This window comes from Williamsia sp. M5A3_1d (genome assembly GCF_053345315.1).
This window is the reverse complement of sequence record NZ_JBKEZX010000004.1, coordinates 100203-117675: the sequence shown is the minus strand read 5'-3', so window position 1 is coordinate 117675 and position 17473 is coordinate 100203. Positions and strand designations below refer to the sequence as shown.

At 69.1% G+C, this 17473-nt stretch carries 15 protein-coding genes; 5 read left to right on the top strand and 10 right to left on the bottom strand.

The features are described from left to right. The first annotated feature begins 79 nt into the window (after positions 1 to 79). The 5 genes from ectA to ACLBW1_RS17425 all read left to right on the top strand — a co-directional run bounded on the left by ectA (position 80) and on the right by ACLBW1_RS17425 (position 4404). Positions 80 to 598: a diaminobutyrate acetyltransferase gene (gene ectA / locus ACLBW1_RS17445; protein WP_447813086.1), complete on the top strand. Its 519-nt coding sequence runs from the start codon at positions 80 to 82 to the stop codon at positions 596 to 598. A 151-nt stretch (positions 599 to 749) separates the two neighbouring features. Then, positions 750 to 2003 carry a diaminobutyrate--2-oxoglutarate transaminase gene (gene ectB / locus ACLBW1_RS17440; protein WP_447813085.1) on the top strand — a complete coding sequence of 418 codons (1254 nt, stop codon included), beginning with the start codon at positions 750 to 752 and terminating at the stop codon, positions 2001 to 2003. Positions 2004 to 2069: 66 nt separating this feature from the next. Continuing rightward, complete coding sequence (locus ACLBW1_RS17435; RefSeq protein WP_447813084.1) at positions 2070 to 2468, top strand: ectoine synthase; 399 nt, start codon at positions 2070 to 2072, stop codon at positions 2466 to 2468. A gap of 8 nt (positions 2469 to 2476) precedes the next feature. After that, positions 2477 to 3403, top strand: a complete 927-nt coding sequence (locus ACLBW1_RS17430) for a D-isomer specific 2-hydroxyacid dehydrogenase family protein (protein ID WP_447813083.1) — start codon at positions 2477 to 2479, stop codon at positions 3401 to 3403. A gap of 38 nt (positions 3404 to 3441) precedes the next feature. Continuing rightward, positions 3442 to 4404 carry a Sir2 family NAD-dependent protein deacetylase gene (locus ACLBW1_RS17425; protein ID WP_447813082.1) on the top strand — a complete coding sequence of 321 codons (963 nt, stop codon included), beginning with the start codon at positions 3442 to 3444 and terminating at the stop codon, positions 4402 to 4404. Here the strand turns inward: ACLBW1_RS17425 and proB are convergent. The 10 genes from proB to ACLBW1_RS17375 all read right to left on the bottom strand — a co-directional run bounded on the left by proB (position 4360) and on the right by ACLBW1_RS17375 (position 17460). After that, a complete protein-coding gene (gene proB, locus ACLBW1_RS17420) occupies positions 4360 to 5472 on the bottom strand; it encodes a glutamate 5-kinase (RefSeq protein WP_447813081.1) in 1113 nt (370 codons plus the stop codon). The genes ACLBW1_RS17425 and proB overlap by 45 nt on opposite strands. A gap of 9 nt (positions 5473 to 5481) precedes the next feature. Next, positions 5482 to 7026 carry a GTPase ObgE gene (gene obgE, locus ACLBW1_RS17415; protein ID WP_447813080.1) on the bottom strand — a complete coding sequence of 515 codons (1545 nt, stop codon included), beginning with the start codon at positions 7024 to 7026 and terminating at the stop codon, positions 5482 to 5484. Between the two features lie 155 nt (positions 7027 to 7181). Continuing rightward, positions 7182 to 7445 carry a 50S ribosomal protein L27 gene (gene rpmA, locus ACLBW1_RS17410; RefSeq protein WP_055789151.1) on the bottom strand — a complete coding sequence of 88 codons (264 nt, stop codon included), beginning with the start codon at positions 7443 to 7445 and terminating at the stop codon, positions 7182 to 7184. A 32-nt stretch (positions 7446 to 7477) separates the two neighbouring features. Continuing rightward, on the bottom strand, positions 7478 to 7789 hold the full coding sequence (gene rplU / locus ACLBW1_RS17405) for a 50S ribosomal protein L21 (RefSeq protein ID WP_045822393.1): 312 nt from the start codon (positions 7787 to 7789) through the stop codon (positions 7478 to 7480). A gap of 270 nt (positions 7790 to 8059) precedes the next feature. Continuing rightward, a complete protein-coding gene (locus ACLBW1_RS17400) occupies positions 8060 to 11431 on the bottom strand; it encodes a translation initiation factor IF-2 N-terminal domain-containing protein (protein WP_447813079.1) in 3372 nt (1123 codons plus the stop codon). Positions 11432 to 11912: 481 nt separating this feature from the next. Next, positions 11913 to 12326: a nucleoside-diphosphate kinase gene (ndk, locus tag ACLBW1_RS17395; RefSeq protein ID WP_447813078.1), complete on the bottom strand. Its 414-nt coding sequence runs from the start codon at positions 12324 to 12326 to the stop codon at positions 11913 to 11915. A 22-nt stretch (positions 12327 to 12348) separates the two neighbouring features. Continuing rightward, positions 12349 to 12783 (bottom strand): hypothetical protein, encoded by a 435-nt coding sequence (locus ACLBW1_RS17390; protein ID WP_447813077.1) that lies wholly within the window; start codon positions 12781 to 12783, stop codon positions 12349 to 12351. A 137-nt stretch (positions 12784 to 12920) separates the two neighbouring features. After that, a complete protein-coding gene (locus ACLBW1_RS17385) occupies positions 12921 to 13286 on the bottom strand; it encodes a DUF4233 domain-containing protein (RefSeq protein WP_447813599.1) in 366 nt (121 codons plus the stop codon). 56 nt (positions 13287 to 13342) lie between these two features. Then, positions 13343 to 14782: a bifunctional tetrahydrofolate synthase/dihydrofolate synthase gene (gene folC / locus ACLBW1_RS17380; RefSeq protein ID WP_447813598.1), complete on the bottom strand. Its 1440-nt coding sequence runs from the start codon at positions 14780 to 14782 to the stop codon at positions 13343 to 13345. A 5-nt stretch (positions 14783 to 14787) separates the two neighbouring features. After that, positions 14788 to 17460, bottom strand: coding sequence for a valine--tRNA ligase (locus tag ACLBW1_RS17375; protein WP_447813076.1), 2673 nt, complete (start codon positions 17458 to 17460; stop codon positions 14788 to 14790). Between the last annotated feature and the right edge of the window lie 13 nt (positions 17461 to 17473).

Sequence of the window (17473 nt, the reverse complement as noted above, 5' to 3'; positions counted from 1 at the left end):
GCCCTTAGAGGCGCTTTCACCAGCAAATATCCGGTTCTGGGTGACATCGGTGTGACCCGTTGTTAACTTTTAAGACGCGATGACCCCTCCACAGACGAGTGCCACCCTGACCACCACACCCGAGGTCTCCTTCCGGGAGCCCGATGTCTCCGACGGCGTTCGACTCTGGGAAATCGCTCGCGACTCCGAGGTCCTCGACCTCAACAGCAGCTACGCCTACGTGCTCTGGTGCCAGGATTACGCGCGCACCAGCATCGTGGCCGAGGTCGACGGGTCCGTGGTGGGGTTCGTGACCGGATACGTCCGGCCACAGGCGCCCGACACCGTGATGGTGTGGCAGGTGGCGGTCGATGCCGACCAGCGTGGTCTCGGCCTCGCCGGTCGCATGCTCACCGCACTCATGGACCGCGTGGAGACCGACTCCATCACGCGGATGCAGACCACCATCAGCCCCGACAACGAGGCGTCGCAGAAGCTGTTCACCTCGTTCGCCGAGCGTCGAGGCATGACGATCACCCGGCGCGACTATTTCGCGCCCGAGGACTTCCCCGACTCGCACGAGCCCGAAGACCTCTACACCATCGCGCCGCGCACGTAGCGGCGACCGTGCCCGATGAGCATCCAGCGCTCCGGGCGCGACTCCATGGCCGAACGGACGATGACGTTCGTCGCGCTACCGGGTACAGCCGTGTCGCCCGGAACGCACCCCGCCGCCGTGCTCACACACCATCGTTGATCTGAGGAACACCATGACCTTTTCTTCCGACATATTCGAGACGCGAGAGTCCGAGGTCCGCAGCTACAGTCGTGGCTGGCCCGCCGTCTTCGAGAAGGCGTCCGGCTCATGGCTCACCGACCGCGAAGGCGTGCGGTACCTCGATTTCTTCGCCGGCGCCGGCGCCCTGAACTACGGGCACAACCACCCCGTTCTCAAAGAGGCCCTGCTCGAGTACATGTCGGGCGACGGGATCACCCACGGTCTCGACATGTCGACTGTGGCCAAAGGCGAGTTCCTGCAGACCTTCCAGGACACGATCCTCATGCCGCGCAACCTCGACTACAAGGTGATGTTCCCCGGCCCGACCGGCACCAACACCGTCGAGGCCGCACTCAAACTGGCCCGTAAGGTGACCGGTCGCGAGGCCATCATCAACTTCACCAACGCCTTCCACGGCATGACGCTGGGCGCCCTGTCGGTGACCGGCAACGCGTTCAAGCGCGCCGGGGCCGGTGTGCCGCTGGTGCACACCACCCCCATGCCGTACGACGACTACTTCGACGGCGACATGAAGGACTTCCGCTGGTTCGAGCAGGTCCTCGGCGACTCCGGCAGCGGATTCAACAAGCCCGCCGGCGTCATCGTCGAGACCGTCCAGGGTGAGGGCGGCGTCAACGTCGCCCGCGCCGAGTGGCTGCGAGGCCTCGCCGACCTGTGCAAGCGACACGAGATCCTGCTCATCGTCGACGACGTCCAGATGGGTTGCGGCCGTACCGGTCCGTTCTTCTCGTTCGAGATCGCCGGCATCACACCCGATATCGTCACGCTGTCGAAGTCGATCGGCGGTTACGGCCTGCCGATGGCGCTGACCCTGTTCAAGCGCGACCTCGACATCTGGAGCCCCGCCGAGCACAACGGCACCTTCCGCGGCAACAACCCGTCGTTCGTGACCGCGAAGGCCGCGATCGACCACTTCTGGTCCGACGACACCTTCGAGAAGGCCACCATCGCGAAGGGCAACCGCATCCACGAGGCGTTCACCGAGCTGTCCGAGAAGTACGACGGTGTGAGCACCCGTGGTCGCGGTATGGCGCAGGGACTCGTATTCGACGTCGCCGAGAACGCCGGCAAGGTGTGCTCGCTCGCGTTCGACGAGCATCTGCTGACCGAGACCGCCGGTCCGTCGGATCAGGTCGTCAAACTGCTTCCGCCGCTGACGATCTCCGATGACGAACTCGAACAGGGACTCGACATCCTCGCGCGGGCGACCGCGAAGGTCGTCTGACCGCCCGAGTCCACGTACCTCCCCGGCCCGACCGGGCCGGAACCTCTACGCCGAAGGAGCGCGTCCATGATCGTCCGCACCACCACCGAGATCACCGACACCGACCGCGACATCGTCGCCGAGAACGGCAACTGGCGTTCCAAGCGGATCATCCTCGGTGGCGACAAGGTCGGGTTCTCGTTGCACGAGACCGTGATCAAGGCCGGCACCGTCAACGAGTTCCACTACGCGAACCACGTCGAGGCCGTGTGGCTCATCTCCGGGGAGGGCACGCTGCTCGACCGTGAGACCGGCCAGGAGTACCCGCTTGGTCCCGACACCATGTACCTGCTCAACGGCCACGAGCGTCACACCGTCACCGCGAAGACCGAACTGCGCATGTACTGCGTCTTCAACCCCCCGGTGGTGGGCAACGAGACCCACGACGAGAACGGCGTGTACCCCCTCGTCACCGTCGAGGACTGAGACCCGCCATGGCACCGACCGGCGACACCACACCGGTCGCCCTGCTGCCCGACCACGACGAGCACCTCACCGCGGCGATCGAATCCGCGGGCGGGGTGCTCGTCGCTTTGGAGGACGCGCACGTGCTGGTGTGGGCGGGCGGCGTCGACGACTTCCCCACCGCGATCCCGGACGCGGTGCGGTGGGTCGCACTCAAACTCGCCGGTGTCGAGGAGTTCATGGCCGCCGGACTCATCGACGATCGTCGGATCTGGACCAATGCCTCGGGCTTCTACGCCGAGAACGTCGCCGAACACGCCCTCGCGCTGCTGCTCGCCGGACTCCGGCAGATCCCCGCGGCCGTGACGTCGCGATGGGACAAGCAGCGCGTCGACACCACCATCCGCTCGCTGCACGGTTCCACCGTGGCCATCATCGGCGCGGGCGGTATCGCCCGGTCGCTGATCCCCCGACTGAGCGCGTGCGGGGCCAACGTCATCGCGGTCAACCGCTCCGGTCGTCACGTCGAGGGAGCCAGCGAGACCCTGCCCGCCGATCGCGTCGACGAGGTGTGGCCGCGCTGCGACCACGTCGTGCTCGCCGCGCCCGCGACGGCGCAGACGCGACACCTGATCGACGCGTCGGTCCTCGCCGCACTCCCCGACCACGCCTGGATCGTCAACGTCGCCCGCGGCAGCCTCATCGACCAGGCGGCGCTGCTCCGTGCCGTACGCGAGGGCGAGATCGCCGGTGCGGCACTCGATGTCACCGACCCCGAGCCGCCGCCGCGCGACGATCCCCTGTTCGACGAGCCGCGCATCATCGTCACCCCGCACGTGGCGAACCCGTCGTCGGGACTCACCCGCACACTGGCCCCGTGGATCGCCGAGAACCTCCGGCGCTTCCGGGCCGGTGACGAACTCCTCTCCACCATCTCCCCCGACAGCACCTACTGATCCCATCGACCTGGCCACGGTCGGTACCGTGGACGGCGATGCGGACGCGGAGCCAGGTCGCCTGGACACCAGGAGAACCCACCGAGATCGACCTCGATCTCGATGGCGCGGTCACGCGGCTGTCCGGACTCGTCGCCGACCGCACCACCGTGATCCTGTCCGGGGCGGGCATGTCCACCGACTCGGGCATCCCCGACTACCGCAGCCCCGATGCCGCTCCGCGTACGCCCATGACCATCGACGCCTTCCTGGCCTCGCGGGACTTCCGCACGCACTACTGGGCGCGCAACCATCTCGGGTGGCGCCACATGGACGCCGCGACGCCCAACCGCGGGCATCTCGCCATCACCGACCTGCAGCGGCTGGGACTCGTGTCCGGGGTGATCACGCAGAACGTCGACATGCTGCACACCAAGGCGGGCAACCATCCCGTGCTCGAACTGCACGGGTGCTACGGCCGTGTCTGCTGCATCGACTGCGGGTGGCAGATCTCGCGACACCGACTGGCGGGCATGCTCGAACCCCTCAACGCCGACTTCACCGCACGCATCCGCAGCCGCGGGGCGATCGAGGTCGCCCCCGATGCCGACGTCGCCGTCGGCGACACCGACGACTTCGTGATGATCGACTGCCCCGCGTGCGGCGGTCCGCTGAAACCGGCCATCGTCTACTTCGGGGAGAGCGTTCCCGCCGATGTCGTGAGGCGCGCGTACGCGATGGTCGACGCCGCCGACACGCTTCTCGTCCTCGGATCGTCGTTGACAGTGATGTCGGGGCTGCGCTTCGTCAAACACGCCAAGCGACAGGGCAAGTCGGTCGCGATCGTCAACCGTGGACGCACCCGCGGCGACAGCCTCGCCGACCTCACCATCGACCACCGCTGCGCCGAGGTCCTCACCGCACTCGTCGAACGGGTCGGTGGGGGCGTCGTGTCAGACCCTTACGCGGACGTCGACTCACACACCGACGAGGTCGTCGGCGTGCACCACCGGACGCCGTAGCCCCGGCGGCAGGTCACCGGTCGACTTCCCCACCATCTCCCCCACCTCGTCGACGTCGTAGGCGATCACACCACGCGCTCGGATCGCGCCCTCGCCGTCGACGACATCGACGACATCGCCCGCGGAGAACCGTCCGTGCGCACCGACAACACCGGCCGGCAACAGCGACTTACGACGCGAGATGGCCACCGCCGCACCATCGTCGACGACGATCCGTCCACGGGTCTCTGCGGCATGGCGTACCCAGAACCGTCGCGCCGACATACGGCTGGCCCGCGCGGCGAACGCGGTCCCGACGGCGGCGTCACCCAGGGCCGCCCCGGCGTCGGCCGCCGCGGCGAGCAGCACCGGCACACCGGCGTCGGCCGCCAGCCGTGCCGCCGACAGCTTCGACGCCATCCCGCCTGTGCCCAGGGCCCCACCCGAGCCCGCGATCACCCCGTCGAGGTCGGCGGGGCCGGCGACCTCGGGGATCAACCGGGCGTCCCCCTTGCGGGGGTCCCCGTCGTAGAGGCCGTCGACGTCGGAGAGGAGGAACAGCGCATCCGCACCCGCGAGATGGGCGACGAGCGCGGCCAGGCGATCGTTGTCGCCGAAGCGGATCTCGTCGGTCGCGACGGTGTCGTTCTCGTTGACGACGGCCACGGCACCGAGTGCCCGGAGGCGATCGAGTGTCCGTTGGGCGTTCGCGTGTTGGGCACGCATCGAGATGTCGTGTGCGGTCAGCAGGACCTGACCGACCGTACGTCCGTGCCGGGCGAACGACGTGCCCCAGGCATGGGCGAGCGCGAGTTGCCCGACGCTGGCCGCGGCCTGTTTGGTGGCGAGGTCGGTCGGTCGGCGCTTGAGACCCAGCGGCGCGATACCGGCGCCGATGGCGCCCGACGACACGACGATGACGTCGGTACCCGCGGCCATCCGCGCCTCGAGGGCGTCGGCCAGACGGTCGAGGCGGTCGAGGTCGAGACCGTCGGCGATGTCGGTGAGAGCCGACGAGCCGATCTTCACCACGATGCTTCGCGCAGAGGCGATCTCGGCGCGAACGGCCGAACGCTCACCGGTGGTCACCGGACTCCCTCAGTTGTCGGTACGGGTCGGATCGGTCTCGTCGTGGGTGCGGTCGACGGGTGTCGGGTCGACGGTGTCGTCGGAACCGATCGACACCCAGCCCGCGCCGATGTCGTCGGCATGATGACGCCGGGCCTTGCGTGCCACCTTGCGGTCGGCGGCGCCGATGCGATCGGGCCGGTCGAGACGGACATCGGTGCCGCGTCCCTGGATCGGGACGTCGGAACCACTGGGCACCTGCGGCTCCCAGTCGAAGGTCACGGCCCCGATGGTGACCGGGGCCCCCGGCTGCGCACCCTGCTTCACGAGCTCGGCCTCGACACCGAGACGGTTCAGCCGGTCCGCGAGGTAGCCGACGGCCTCGTCGTTGTCGAAGGCGGTCTGCTTGATCCAGCGTTCGGGGCGGGTGCCGCGCACGATGAACCCACCGGGTTGGTTCGGGTCGGCGCTCACGCTGAAGCCCGTCTCGTCGACGGCCTTCGGGCGCACGACCGCACGGCGCGGCACCGGCGGCGGGTTCTCGGTGCGGTGGCGGCGCACCAGATCGGCGAGCGCATAGGTCAACTCGTTGAGTCCGGTACGGCTCACCGCGGAGATCGCGTACACGGGCCAGCCGCGTTCCTCGAGCTCGGGACGAACGAGGTCGGCCAGGTCTGCGGCGTCGGGGACGTCGATCTTGTTCAGGATCACCGCCCGGGGGCGGGTCGCGAGATCGGTGAGCCCGTGATCGGAGCTCAGCGCAGGGGTGTACGCGGCGAGTTCGGCCTCGAGGGCGTCGATGTCCGACAGCGGGTCCCGGCCCGGTTCCAGGGTCGCGCAGTCCACCACGTGCGCCAGCACGGCACACCGTTCGAGGTGGCGGAGGAATTCGAGTCCGAGGCCCTTGCCCGCCGAGGCGCCGGGGATGAGGCCGGGGACGTCGGCGATGGTGAACACCTCCGCGCCCGCGGTGACGACACCGAGGTTGGGGGCGAGGGTGGTGAACGGGTAGTCGGCGATCTTCGGCTTCGCGGCCGAGAGCACCGACACCAACGACGACTTACCCGCCGACGGGAAACCGACGAGGCCGACGTCGGCGACGGACTTCAGCTCCAGGACGAGTTCGTTGACCTCGCCCTCCTCGCCCAGGAGGGCGAAGCCGGGCGCGCGGCGCGCACGGGAGGCGAGAGCGGCGTTGCCCAGTCCCCCGCGCCCACCGGCGGCGGCGGCGAAGGTGGTCCCGGCGCCGACGAGATCGGCGAGGATCGTCCCGTCGCGATCGAGGACCACGGTGCCGTCGGGGACGGGCAGCACGAGGTCGTCACCGTGGGCGCCGTCGCGGTTCGATCCGGCGCCGGGACGACCGTTGCCCGCGCGGGCGTGCGGCCGGAAGTGGAAGTCGAGGAGCGTGTGCACCTGCGGATCGACGACAAGGGTCACGTTGCCGCCGTTGCCACCGTTACCGCCGTCGGGACCACCGAGGGGCTTGAACTTCTCGCGGTGCACCGACGAGCAGCCGTGACCGCCGTTGCCCGCCGTTGCGTGGATGGTCACGCGATCGACGAATCTCGACATGTGCCGGCCTTTCTCGGTACTGGAACATTTCCCTCCGCCGGTGCGGCGGAGGTGGAGAACAGCGGTGCAGACGCCACGAGGGGCGGGCCGGGTTCACGATCACCCTGGCCCGCCCCTCGTGGAGCGTGAAGCGTTGTCCGGTCGAAACCCGCGCGTCAGGCCTGCGCGGCGGCCGGCACGATGTTGATGGTCTTGCGACCACGCTTGGCGCCGAACTCCACCGCACCCGCCGACAGGGCGAACAGGGTGTCGTCGCCGCCACGGCCGACGTTCACGCCGGGGTGGAAGTGGGTGCCGCGCTGGCGGACGAGGATCTCGCCTGCGCTGACCTGCTGGCCGCCGAAACGCTTCACGCCGAGGCGCTGGGCGTTGGAGTCACGACCGTTGCGCGAGCTGGACGCGCCCTTCTTGTGTGCCATGTCTGTGGATCCCTTCTGGAGGTCGCGTCGGGTTACTTGATACCGGTGACCTTGAGGACCGTCAGCTTCTGACGGTGCCCTTGGCGCTTGTGGTAGCCGGTCTTGTTCTTGAACTTGTGGATCCGGATCTTGGGGCCCTTGACGTGCTCGACGACCTCACCGGTCACCGAGGCCTTGGCGAGGGCGGCGGCGTCGGTGGTCAGCGTCGAACCGTCCACCACGAGGGTGACCGGAAGCGAGACCGTCGCGCCCACGGCGCCGTCGATCTTCTCGACCTTCACGAGGTCGCCTTCAGCGACCTTGTACTGCTTACCGCCGGTCTTGACGATCGCGTACGTTGCCATCGAAGCACTACCTCTTACTGTCTGTTGTCCGGGCGCGGCGCGGTTTCGCGCGCGCTGTTGGCGTCTGTCTGTCGTGCGGGTGTCACGGTCGCACCGCGTGGGATCCGACATGCCTTCGGTGAGCTCGGTCGCCGTCTGTCGCGGAACGTTCTCCGTGCAGGGGCTTCACGCTGGTTTCGGACACAGCGCCACCATGCTCGCCCTGAGGCGACCGTCCAAGGTTACGGGAGCGCCGACGGCCGGGTCAAACCGCGACACACCCACCTATGGTCACTCGTCGACCGGGGGTCCCGCAGGTCGACCCGCGGCCCGGCGCCGCGGGCGCGTGCGCACCGCGACGGTCGGTTCCTCCGAGGTGGCGGCGGTGATCGTCGTGACCGGGGTGGTCACCGCGACCGTCGCGGCCAGGGTCTGGGCGGTCCCGGCGACGGGCTCGCCGCCTCCGGTCGGCGCGGCCGCGGGTCGACGGGCGGCCCGACGTCGGCGCTTGGGCGCCGCGGTCTCCGGTGCGCCGTCGGCCGGCGGTGTGGTCTCAGATGCGGCGGTCTCGGACACGGCGGTCTCAGGTGTGACGGTCTCGGATGCGGCGGCGACGTCGTCGGCGACCTCCGGGGAGCCGTCGGCTTCCGCAGGGCCGGTCACCTCGACGACGGCGACCTCGGGATCGGTCGCGGTCTCGACGACCGCCTCGACCTCGGGTGCGGCCTGCGCATCCGTGGTGTCGGGGTTCGCGTCGTCGGCCGGCTCGTCTCCGTGGGAGGCCATGGCCCGGAACATCGGGTGTTCGGCGGGACTGTGCGCGGGCTTCGATTCCGTCGACGGTTCGGACTTGCGTTTGCCGCCCCGTCGGGACCGCTTCGAGCCCTCCTGCCGGGGTGCGTCGTCACCCGACTGCACCTCCACCGGATCGGCGTGCACCACGATGCCCCGCCCGTTGCAACAGGTGCACGTCGACGAGAACGCCTCGAGCAGACCGGTTCCCAGCCGCTTGCGGGTCATCTGGACCAGCCCCAGCGACGTGACCTCCGACACCTGGTGCCGGGTCCGATCACGGGAGAGGGCCTCGGTCAGTCGACGCAACACGAGGTCGCGGTTCGACTCCAGCACCATGTCGATGAAGTCGACGATGATCATGCCGCCGATGTCGCGCAGACGCATCTGGCGGACGATCTCCTCGGCGGCCTCGAGGTTGTTGCGGGTGACGGTCTCCTCGAGGTTGCCACCCGACCCGGTGAACTTGCCGGTGTTGACGTCGACGACGGTCATGGCCTCGGTGTGCTCGATGATCAGAGTGCCGCCCGAGGGCAGCCACACCTTGCGCTCGAGCGCCTTGGCGAGCTGTTCGTCGATGCGGTGCACCACGAAGGCGTCCGGCGCGTCGGCGTGCGCCTTCTCGAAGCGTTCGAGTCGCTCCATGAGGTCGGGTGCGACCGCCTCGACGTACCCGTGGACCTGATCCCAGGCCGAGTTGCCGTCGACGATGAGCTTGGTGAAGTCCTCGTTGAACAGGTCGCGGACGACCTTCACGAGCAGATCGGGCTCGGAGTACAGCGCCTGCGGTGCCGAGCCCTTCGAGCCGTTCTTGCCGCCCTTGCCCCCACCGGCCTCGGCGGTGACCTTCTCGATCTGCGCCCACTGACTCTTGAGGCGATCGATGTCGGCGGCGAGTTCCTCGGCACTGACGCCCTCGGACGCGGTGCGGATGATGACACCGGCATCCGACGGGATGAGCTTCGACAGGATCGACTTCAGGCGCTTGCGTTCGGTGTCGGGCAGCTTGCGGCTGATCCCGGTCGACGAACCACCGGGCACGTACACGAGGTAGCGACCGGCCAGGGAGATCTGTGTGGTCAGACGGGCACCCTTGTGTCCCACGGGGTCTTTGCTGACCTGCACGACCACCGGGTCACCCGGCTTGAGGGCCTGCTCGATCTTGCGGCTGCCACCGTCGAGACCGGCAGCATCCCAGTTGACCTCGCCCGCGTACAGCACGCCGTTGCGACCGCGACCGATGTCGACGAATGCGGCCTCCATGCCGGGGAGCACGTTCTGGACGCGGCCCAGGAAGATGTTGCCGACCATCGACGACGAGGTCGAGGTGGTCACGAAGTGTTCGACGAGCACACCGTCCTCGAGGACGGCGACCTGCGTGTAGTCCTCGGTGACGGTGGTCTCGCCGGTGTCGTCGTTGAGGCGGGTGTTGGCCGAACGTTCCCGCACCACCATCACCCGGTCGACGGCCTCACGCCGGGCCAGGAACTCACTCTCGGTGAGGATCGGCGGGCGGCGCCGACCGGCGTCGCGGCCGTCGCGACGACGCTGGCGCTTCGCCTCGAGTCGTGTCGAACCGGAGATGCCCTGTACCTCGTCGCGGTCGCGACTGCGCGACTTGTTGCGCGGCTCCCGCTCGTGGACCACCGTGTTCGGCGGGTCGTCGTTCGTCGAACCGTCGGCCCCGTTCGAGCCGCCGGACCCGTCGGATCCGTCGGCGCCGCCCTTGCGACGGCGGCGTCGGCGACGGCGACGGGTGCCCGAACCCGACTCGTCGTCGGAGTCGTCGCCGTCGGTGTCGCTGTCGGAGTCGTCGTCGGTGGTCGACGCGGAACCGTCTGCGTCGTTCTCGGTCGCGGTCGAGCCGTCGCCGGCCGAGTTCTTGCCTCCCGACCGACGGGAGTTACGCGATCGTCCCGACCCACGGGATCCCGTGGTGTCGGAGTCGTCGGACTGATCGCCTGCGTCGTCCGCGGTGTCACTCGTGTCGTCGTCGTTCGAGTCGCCGACGGTCGCACCGTCGTCAACGTCCGGGCGACCGGAGGTCGTGGCGTCGGCCTCGTTCGCCGAGCCGTCACCCTGGTCGCCGCCGCGCCTGTCATCGCCCGTGTCATCGCTGTTGTGCTCGTCGCTGCTCTGCTCGTCGCCACCCTGGTCGCCACGACCGCGGCCACGGCCTCGGCGTCCGCGACGCCGGCGGCGGTTCGCGCCACCGTCACCGTCGGTGTCGGGGCGATCGTCGGACGCGGTCCGGTCACCGTCGGTGGCCTCGCCTGCGGTCGGAGTGGTGCCGTCGCCGGCTGCCGGGGTGTCGGTGCCGCTCGTGTCGGTGGGCGTCGTGTCGGTGACGGCCGGGGCGGCGTCGGTGTCGGGACGCTCGGAACGCCGTGCGCGTGGGGTGCGCTCCGGCGCCTGCGGCTGCAGGAACAACGGGGTCTGTGCCGCGTCAGGTGCGGACTCGGGCGCGGGAGCCTCGCTGGGGACGACCACCGGTTCCGCTGTCGCGGCCGCCGAGAACAGCGACGGGGTCTGTTCGAAGGCCGACGCCGGCGCCTTGTCGGGCGCGGGCGCCTCGGTTGCGGGAGCGTTCTCGGTTGCGAGAGCCGCATCCGGCTCGCCGCCCTCTGCGGTCTCGGCGACCGGTTCACCGGCGGGTGCCGCCGCCTTGTCGCGGACCTGCACGGCGGCGCTGCGATCGATGCTGGACTGCGGGCTCCGGGCCGCGACGCCCAGCTCGGCGAGGAAGGCGAGCACCTCGCGGCTGGTGATCCCGAGGATCCGGGCCAGTGCGTGCACTCTCATCTTGTGCGGGAACTCCTGCGCCGAGGTCGATTCGTTGTTCTGATCCTCGGAAGCGCCATTGTCGGCCACGTGCTCTCCTAACCCCCGGGCGCATCGTCGTGACGCGGCCTCGCGAGGGTGTGCTCTGTGTATCGGGTCGCGGGCGACCCGAATTCTCTATGGTCTCGCGTGGCAGGACATCGGTTGTGCCGTGTCGCTGTCACGCCTTGGCGGTGATGGCTGCACCGGTGTCCGCACGGTCCACACCGCGATGCGTCGTTGTGATCGACGCCGTCGCGTTGTTGTGATCAACGCCTGTAGCGGGGACCGAGGAATCGGCTGGTCATCGTGTCGTCACCGAACTGTGTCGAGGACAACTCCACGAGTATCCCACACCGGCACGCCACGACCCCGCAGCGGATCGCGCAACGCAGGCCACCTCGACCAGCGGACGCGCCGCGAGGAGGCGCCGCGCGAGAGACACCGCAGCGACCCCCTGACATGAGTCGGCCCGCCGGGGCTGTCGCAGCGGTGCGCGACAGGCGGCGGGCCGAGAGGGCGGTCGGTCAGGTCAGGCCAGGCCCGGGAACCAGAGGGCGATCTCGCGCTGCGCGGACTCGGGCGAGTCCGATCCGTGGACGAGGTTGTTCTGGGTCTCGAGGGCGAAGTCTCCGCGGATGGTGCCGGGTACGGCCTTCTCCACCGGATCGGTGCCGCCGGCGAGCTGCCGGAAGGCCGCGATGGCGCGGGGACCCTCGACCACCGCGGCCACCAACGGTCCGGAGGTGATGAATTCGAGGAGTGACGGGAAGAAGGGTTTCTCCGCGTGTTCTGCGTAGTGGCCTCGCGCCACCTCGTCGCTGACGGTGGTGAGCTGCAGGGCGACCAGCGACAGTCCCTTGCGTTCGATTCTGCTGATGATCTCGCCGACCACTGCCCGGGCTACGCCGTCGGGCTTGATCAGGACCAGTGTCCGTTCAGTCACGTCCGACAGCGTAGCGAGTGGTTCAGTCGCAGAACTCGCCCGCCACCGGGAAGAAGCCGTAGTTGAACAGGTTGCCGTCGGTCGCGCGGGGGTTCACCACCACCTGCACGCAGCCACCTCTCGAGGTGAGTGCCTCGGCGACGGTCGCCTCGAAGCGGTCGGCGAGCGCGAGGTTCGCCGCGCGGTACTGCGCGGGCACGGGGATCGACGCGACGAAACCGGCGAGGTCGATCGAGGCGGCGCGGAGCGTGAGGTCGTGGGTGGCGGTGTACCCGAACTCCGACGGGGCGACCGGGACCGGCGGGCCCGGTGCGACGACCACCTGTGTCGATCCGACCGGAGCCTGAGGTGTCGCGGCCTGCGGCGTGTCGGCACCGGCGGGCGCGACCACCGTCAGACACAGACCGGCGAACACACCTGCGGTGACGGCCGGGAACAGGAGGCGGGGACGGGGCATGAGGCGGTGGGCCTTTCGTCGAGATGGTCTGCAGCGGAGACGGGTGTCATGGCGGTCTGCCGCGCGCGACGACCCCCTACACAGGCATGGTGTCAGTCACCCGGGCCCACGTCTCGGCGACGACACCGATCCGGAGGTCACGAATCGGACACGCCGCCCGGCTCACCGTCGGTGAAGGGTTCCTGGCCGGGCAGTTGCCCCCGCGCCACACGTTTCTCGACGTCGCGCTTGATGTAGGCGATGTAGACCCACACCAGTCCGAAGACGATGCCGACGGCGCAGATCGACCAGTGGAACACCACACCCGCGATGAGGAACACCTGCAGCGCGAGATCGAAGGTCAGAGCCCACGAGCGGCCCTGCAGACCCGCACCGAGGAACATCGCGATCGTCAGCACCACGAGGTAGGTCGTCGAGGCGACGGTCAGTCCCCCACCGACCTTCGCCACGATGGGCAGCGCGAGGACCACCACGATCCCCTCCAGCACGAGGGTTCCCGCCATCACTCCGCGCAGTCCACGCCACGGATCGTTGACCGGCGGGGTGAAACGGGGCTCGCTCACGCGGGGTCCTTTCCGAACAGGGTGCGGGCCGCGCCCGCGGTCACCACCGAACCGGTGATCACCACGCCCGCACCGGAGACATGATCGAGGTCGTCGGCGGAGTCCTCCGCCGCGGCGATGGCGGCCTCCACCGCGTCGGGCAGGAACGGATGGACCGCCACGCGGTCCTCCCCGAAGATCGGCAGCGCCAGATCGGCCAACACCTCGGCCTCCATCGATCGCAGGGAGCCGCTGTGGGTGGTGATGATCGAGTCGACGACCGGTTCCAGTGCGGTGAGCAGCCCCACCGCGTCCTTGTCGGCCATCACGCCGACCACGGCGACGAGCCGTCGGAAGTCGAACTCCTCGGTGAGGCTGCGGGCCAGGGCTGCCGACCCGTGCGGATTGTGCGCGGCATCGAGGAACACCGACGGCGCCGACCGCACACGTTCGAGGCGTCCGGGCGTCGTCACCGATGCGAAACCGGCTCGTACGGCGTCGATGTCGAGCTGCCGATCGGCTCCGGCACCGAAGAACGCCTCGACCGCGGCCAGTGCGATCGCGGCGTTGGAGGCCTGGTGTCCGCCATGGACGGGCAGGAAGATCTCGGAGTACACCCCGCCGAGGCCCTGCAGTTCGAGCAGCTGGCCACCGACAGCGGTACGGCGTTCGAGCACCCGGAACTCCGAACCCTCACGCGCGACGAGGGTTCCGGTCTCCACCGTCCGTGCGAGAAGCACCTTCTCGGCCTCCGGTTCCTGCACGGCGATCACGGTGACGGGATCGACGGGCACGAGGTCATCGGCAGCGCGCTTGATGATCCCCGCCTTCTCCCCCGCGATCGCCGTGATCGTGTCGCCGAGGTAGTCGGCGTGATCCATCGCGATGGGGGTGATGACGGCGACCGACGGTTCGATGACGTTGGTGGCGTCCCAGGTCCCTCCCATACCGGTCTCGACGACCGCGACGTCGACAGGCGCCTCGGCGAACACCGCGTAGGCCATCGCGGTGAGCACCTCGAACTTGCTCATCCGTGGGCCACCCTGGGCCTCGGATGAATCGTCGACCATGGTGATGAAGGGCTCGAGCTCGCGGAACGCGTCGACGTAGCGGCGCGGCGAGATCGGTTGTCCGTCCACCGATATCCGCTCGGTCGCGAGCTGCAGGTGAGGACTGGTGATGCGACCGGTGCGGCGATGCAGGGCGGTCAGCAGGGCGTCGATCATGCGGGTCACCGACGTCTTGCCGTTCGTCCCGGCGATGTGGATCGAGGCGTAGCCACGTTGCGGAGACCCCAGCAGGTCCATCAGCGCGGTCATCCGGGTGAGCGAGGGCTCGATCTTGGTCTCCGGCCACCGGCCGTCGAGTTCGGTCTCGACATCGGCGAACTCGGCGAGGTCCTCCGGCGTCGGGGCCGCGTCGGCGGGCCCCGGCGAGCCCGGACCGCCGGCGTCGATCGTGCTCACGCGCCACCGAGCGACGCGAGTTTCGCGCCGATCCGCTCGACCTCTTCGGTGGCGATGCGCTGGCGCAGCCGGATCTTCTCCACCACCGGGTCGGGCGCCTTGGCCAGGAACTGCTCGTTCGAGAGCTTCGCCGCGGTCTGCGTCAGCTCCTTCTCGGCGGCCGCGAGATCCTTTGCCAGACGGCGCTTCTCCGCCTCGACGTCGATCGCCTCGGAGGTGTCGAGGTCCACGGTGACCGTCATCGTCGACAACCGCACCTCGAGCGTCGCGGTGGCGGTGAACTCCGGTCCCGGCGGGGTGAGCTTCGCCAGCGAGTCGGCGTAGGGCCGTAGGTGTCCGATGCCCGCCGCGTCGATGCCGTCGAGGCGGGTCGGGACACGCTTGTTGTCGGGGATGCCCTGATCGCCGCGGAAGCGGCGGATCTCGGTGATCAGGTGCTGCAGATCGGCGATGTGGCCGGCGGCATCGGCGTCGCGCACCGCGCCGACGGCGGTGGGCCACGGCGCGGTCACCACCGTCGACTCGCCGGTGAGGGTGGTCCACAGGGTCTCTGTCACGAACGGCATCACCGGATGCAGCATCTTCAGGATCGCGTCGAGCACGGTGCCGAGCACCAGGCCGGTCGATCGCACACGGTCATCGTCGACCCGCCCGTCGGCGTCGGCGTAGACCTGCACCTTCGACAGCTCCACGTACCAGTCGCAGAACTCGTCGCGCGCGAAGTGATACAGCGATTCGCACGCTCGCGCGAACTCGTAGGACTCGAACCCCGAGTCGGCGTCGGCGAGCACCTCGTCGAGCCGGTCGAGGATCCAACGGTCGGCGTCGGTGAGGGCCGCGCGGTCGGGCAGCGTCCCCAGGGTCGCGCCGTTCATCAGGGCGAAGCGGGTGGCGTTGAACAGCTTGGTGGTGAAGTTGCGCGACGCCTCGGCATGCCGTTCACCGACCGACAGGTCACCACCGGGCGTCGCCCCGCGGGCCAGCGTGAAGCGCATCGCATCGGCCCCGAACCGGTCGACCCAGTCGAGCGGGTCGATGCCGTTGCCCTTCGACTTCGACATCTTCTTGCCGTGCTCGTCGCGAACGAGACCGTGCAGGAACAGATGTCGGAACGGGACCGGCGCGTCCTGATCGAGCGTCGCTCCGACATAGGTGCCGAACATCATCATGCGGGCGACCCAGAAGAACAGGATGTCGTAGCCGGTGACCAGCACGCTGGTCGGGTAGAACGCGCGCAGGTCGGCGGTGTCGTCCGGCCAGCCCAGCGTCGAGAACGGCCAGAGACCCGAGGAGAACCACGTGTCGAGCACGTCGGGGTCCTGCACGTAGCCCGTGGGCGGGTCCTCGCCGGGCGCGGTGCACACGACCTCGCCGTCGGGCCCGTAGAAGATCGGGATCCGGTGGCCCCACCACAGTTGCCGAGAGATGCACCAGTCGTGCATGTCGTCGACCCAGCCGAACCAGCGCGGCTCCATCGATGCCGGATGGATCTGCGTTGCGCCGCTGCGCACGGCGTCGCCGGCCGCCGTGGCCAGGCTCTTCACCCGCACCCACCACTGCATGCTCAGTCGCGGCTCGATGGGTTCACCGCTGCGCTCGGAGTGCCCGACGCTGTGCAGGTAGGGGCGGACCTCCTTGACGATCCTGCCTTCGGCGGCCAACGCCTCACGCACGGCGACGCGCGCATCGAACCGGTCGAGACCGTCGAAACGTGTTCCGGTGTCGGCGATGTGGCCCGAGGTGTCCATGATCGTCGGCATGGGCAGCCCGTGTCGCTGGCCGAGCGCGAAGTCGTTGGGGTCGTGGGCCGGGGTGATCTTCACCGCGCCGGTGCCGAACTCGGGGTCGACGTAGTCGTCGGCGACCACCGGGATCGAGCGATCGAGGAACGGGTGCGGCAGCTCGGTGCCGACGAGGTGTGCGTAACGCTCGTCGTCGGGGTGCACCGCGATCGCGGTGTCGCCGAGCATGGTCTCCAGTCGCGTCGTCGCCACCACCAGGTGGGGTTCGGAGTCGTCCATGGAGCCGTAGCGGAAGCTCACGAGCTCGCCCTCGACGTCGTCGTAGGACACCTCGATGTCGCTGATGGCGGTCTGCAGCACCGGCGACCAGTTGACCAGTCGCTCGGCGCGGTAGATCAATCCGTCGTCGAACATCCGCTTGAACACCGTGTGCACTGCGCGCGACAGGCCCTCGTCCATCGTGAAACGCTCACGCGACCAGTCGACGCCGTCGCCCAGACGGCGCATCTGCGCTCCGATGTCGCCGCTGATCTCGGCCTTGGCCTGCCACACGCGGTCGATGAACGCCTCACGCCCGAGGTCGGAACGCGTGGTGCCCTCGGCGGCGAGTCTCTTCTCGACCATGGCCTGCATGGCGATGGCGGCGTGGTCCATACCGGGCAGCCACAGCACCTCGAAACCCTGCATCCGACGGCGCCGGGTGAGGGCATCCATCAGCACGTGTTCGAAGGCGTGGCCCATGTGCAGGGACCCGTTGACGTTCGGCGGGGGGATGACGATCGAGAAGGTCGGCTTGCCGCTCGCCGGGTCGGCCGTGAAGAGGCCGTCGTCGATCCATCGCTGATAGATGGAGGACTCGTGGGCGGCGGGTTCCCAGGACTTGGGCAGCCTCTCGGCGGGGGTGGGCGCGTCTGGGAGTTCGGTCACCCCTTGATTCTAG

Bases quoted from the DNA above. Each gene is read 5' to 3' on its own strand.
- ectA (WP_447813086.1), top strand. From the start codon at position 80: ATGACCCCTCCACAGACGAGTGCCACCCTGACCACCACACCCGAGGTC.
- ectB (WP_447813085.1), top strand. From the start codon at position 750: ATGACCTTTTCTTCCGACATATTCGAGACGCGAGAGTCCGAGGTCCGC.
- ACLBW1_RS17435 (WP_447813084.1), top strand. From the start codon at position 2,070: ATGATCGTCCGCACCACCACCGAGATCACCGACACCGACCGCGACATC.
- ACLBW1_RS17430 (WP_447813083.1), top strand. From the start codon at position 2,477: ATGGCACCGACCGGCGACACCACACCGGTCGCCCTGCTGCCCGACCAC.
- ACLBW1_RS17425 (WP_447813082.1), top strand. From the start codon at position 3,442: ATGCGGACGCGGAGCCAGGTCGCCTGGACACCAGGAGAACCCACCGAG.
- obgE (WP_447813080.1), bottom strand. From the start codon at position 7,026: ATGTCGAGATTCGTCGATCGCGTGACCATCCACGCAACGGCGGGCAAC.
- rpmA (WP_055789151.1), bottom strand. From the start codon at position 7,445: ATGGCACACAAGAAGGGCGCGTCCAGCTCGCGCAACGGTCGTGACTCC.
- rplU (WP_045822393.1), bottom strand. From the start codon at position 7,789: ATGGCAACGTACGCGATCGTCAAGACCGGCGGTAAGCAGTACAAGGTC.
- ACLBW1_RS17390 (WP_447813077.1), bottom strand. From the start codon at position 12,783: ATGCCCCGTCCCCGCCTCCTGTTCCCGGCCGTCACCGCAGGTGTGTTC.
- ACLBW1_RS17385 (WP_447813599.1), bottom strand. From the start codon at position 13,286: ATGGCGGGAACCCTCGTGCTGGAGGGGATCGTGGTGGTCCTCGCGCTG.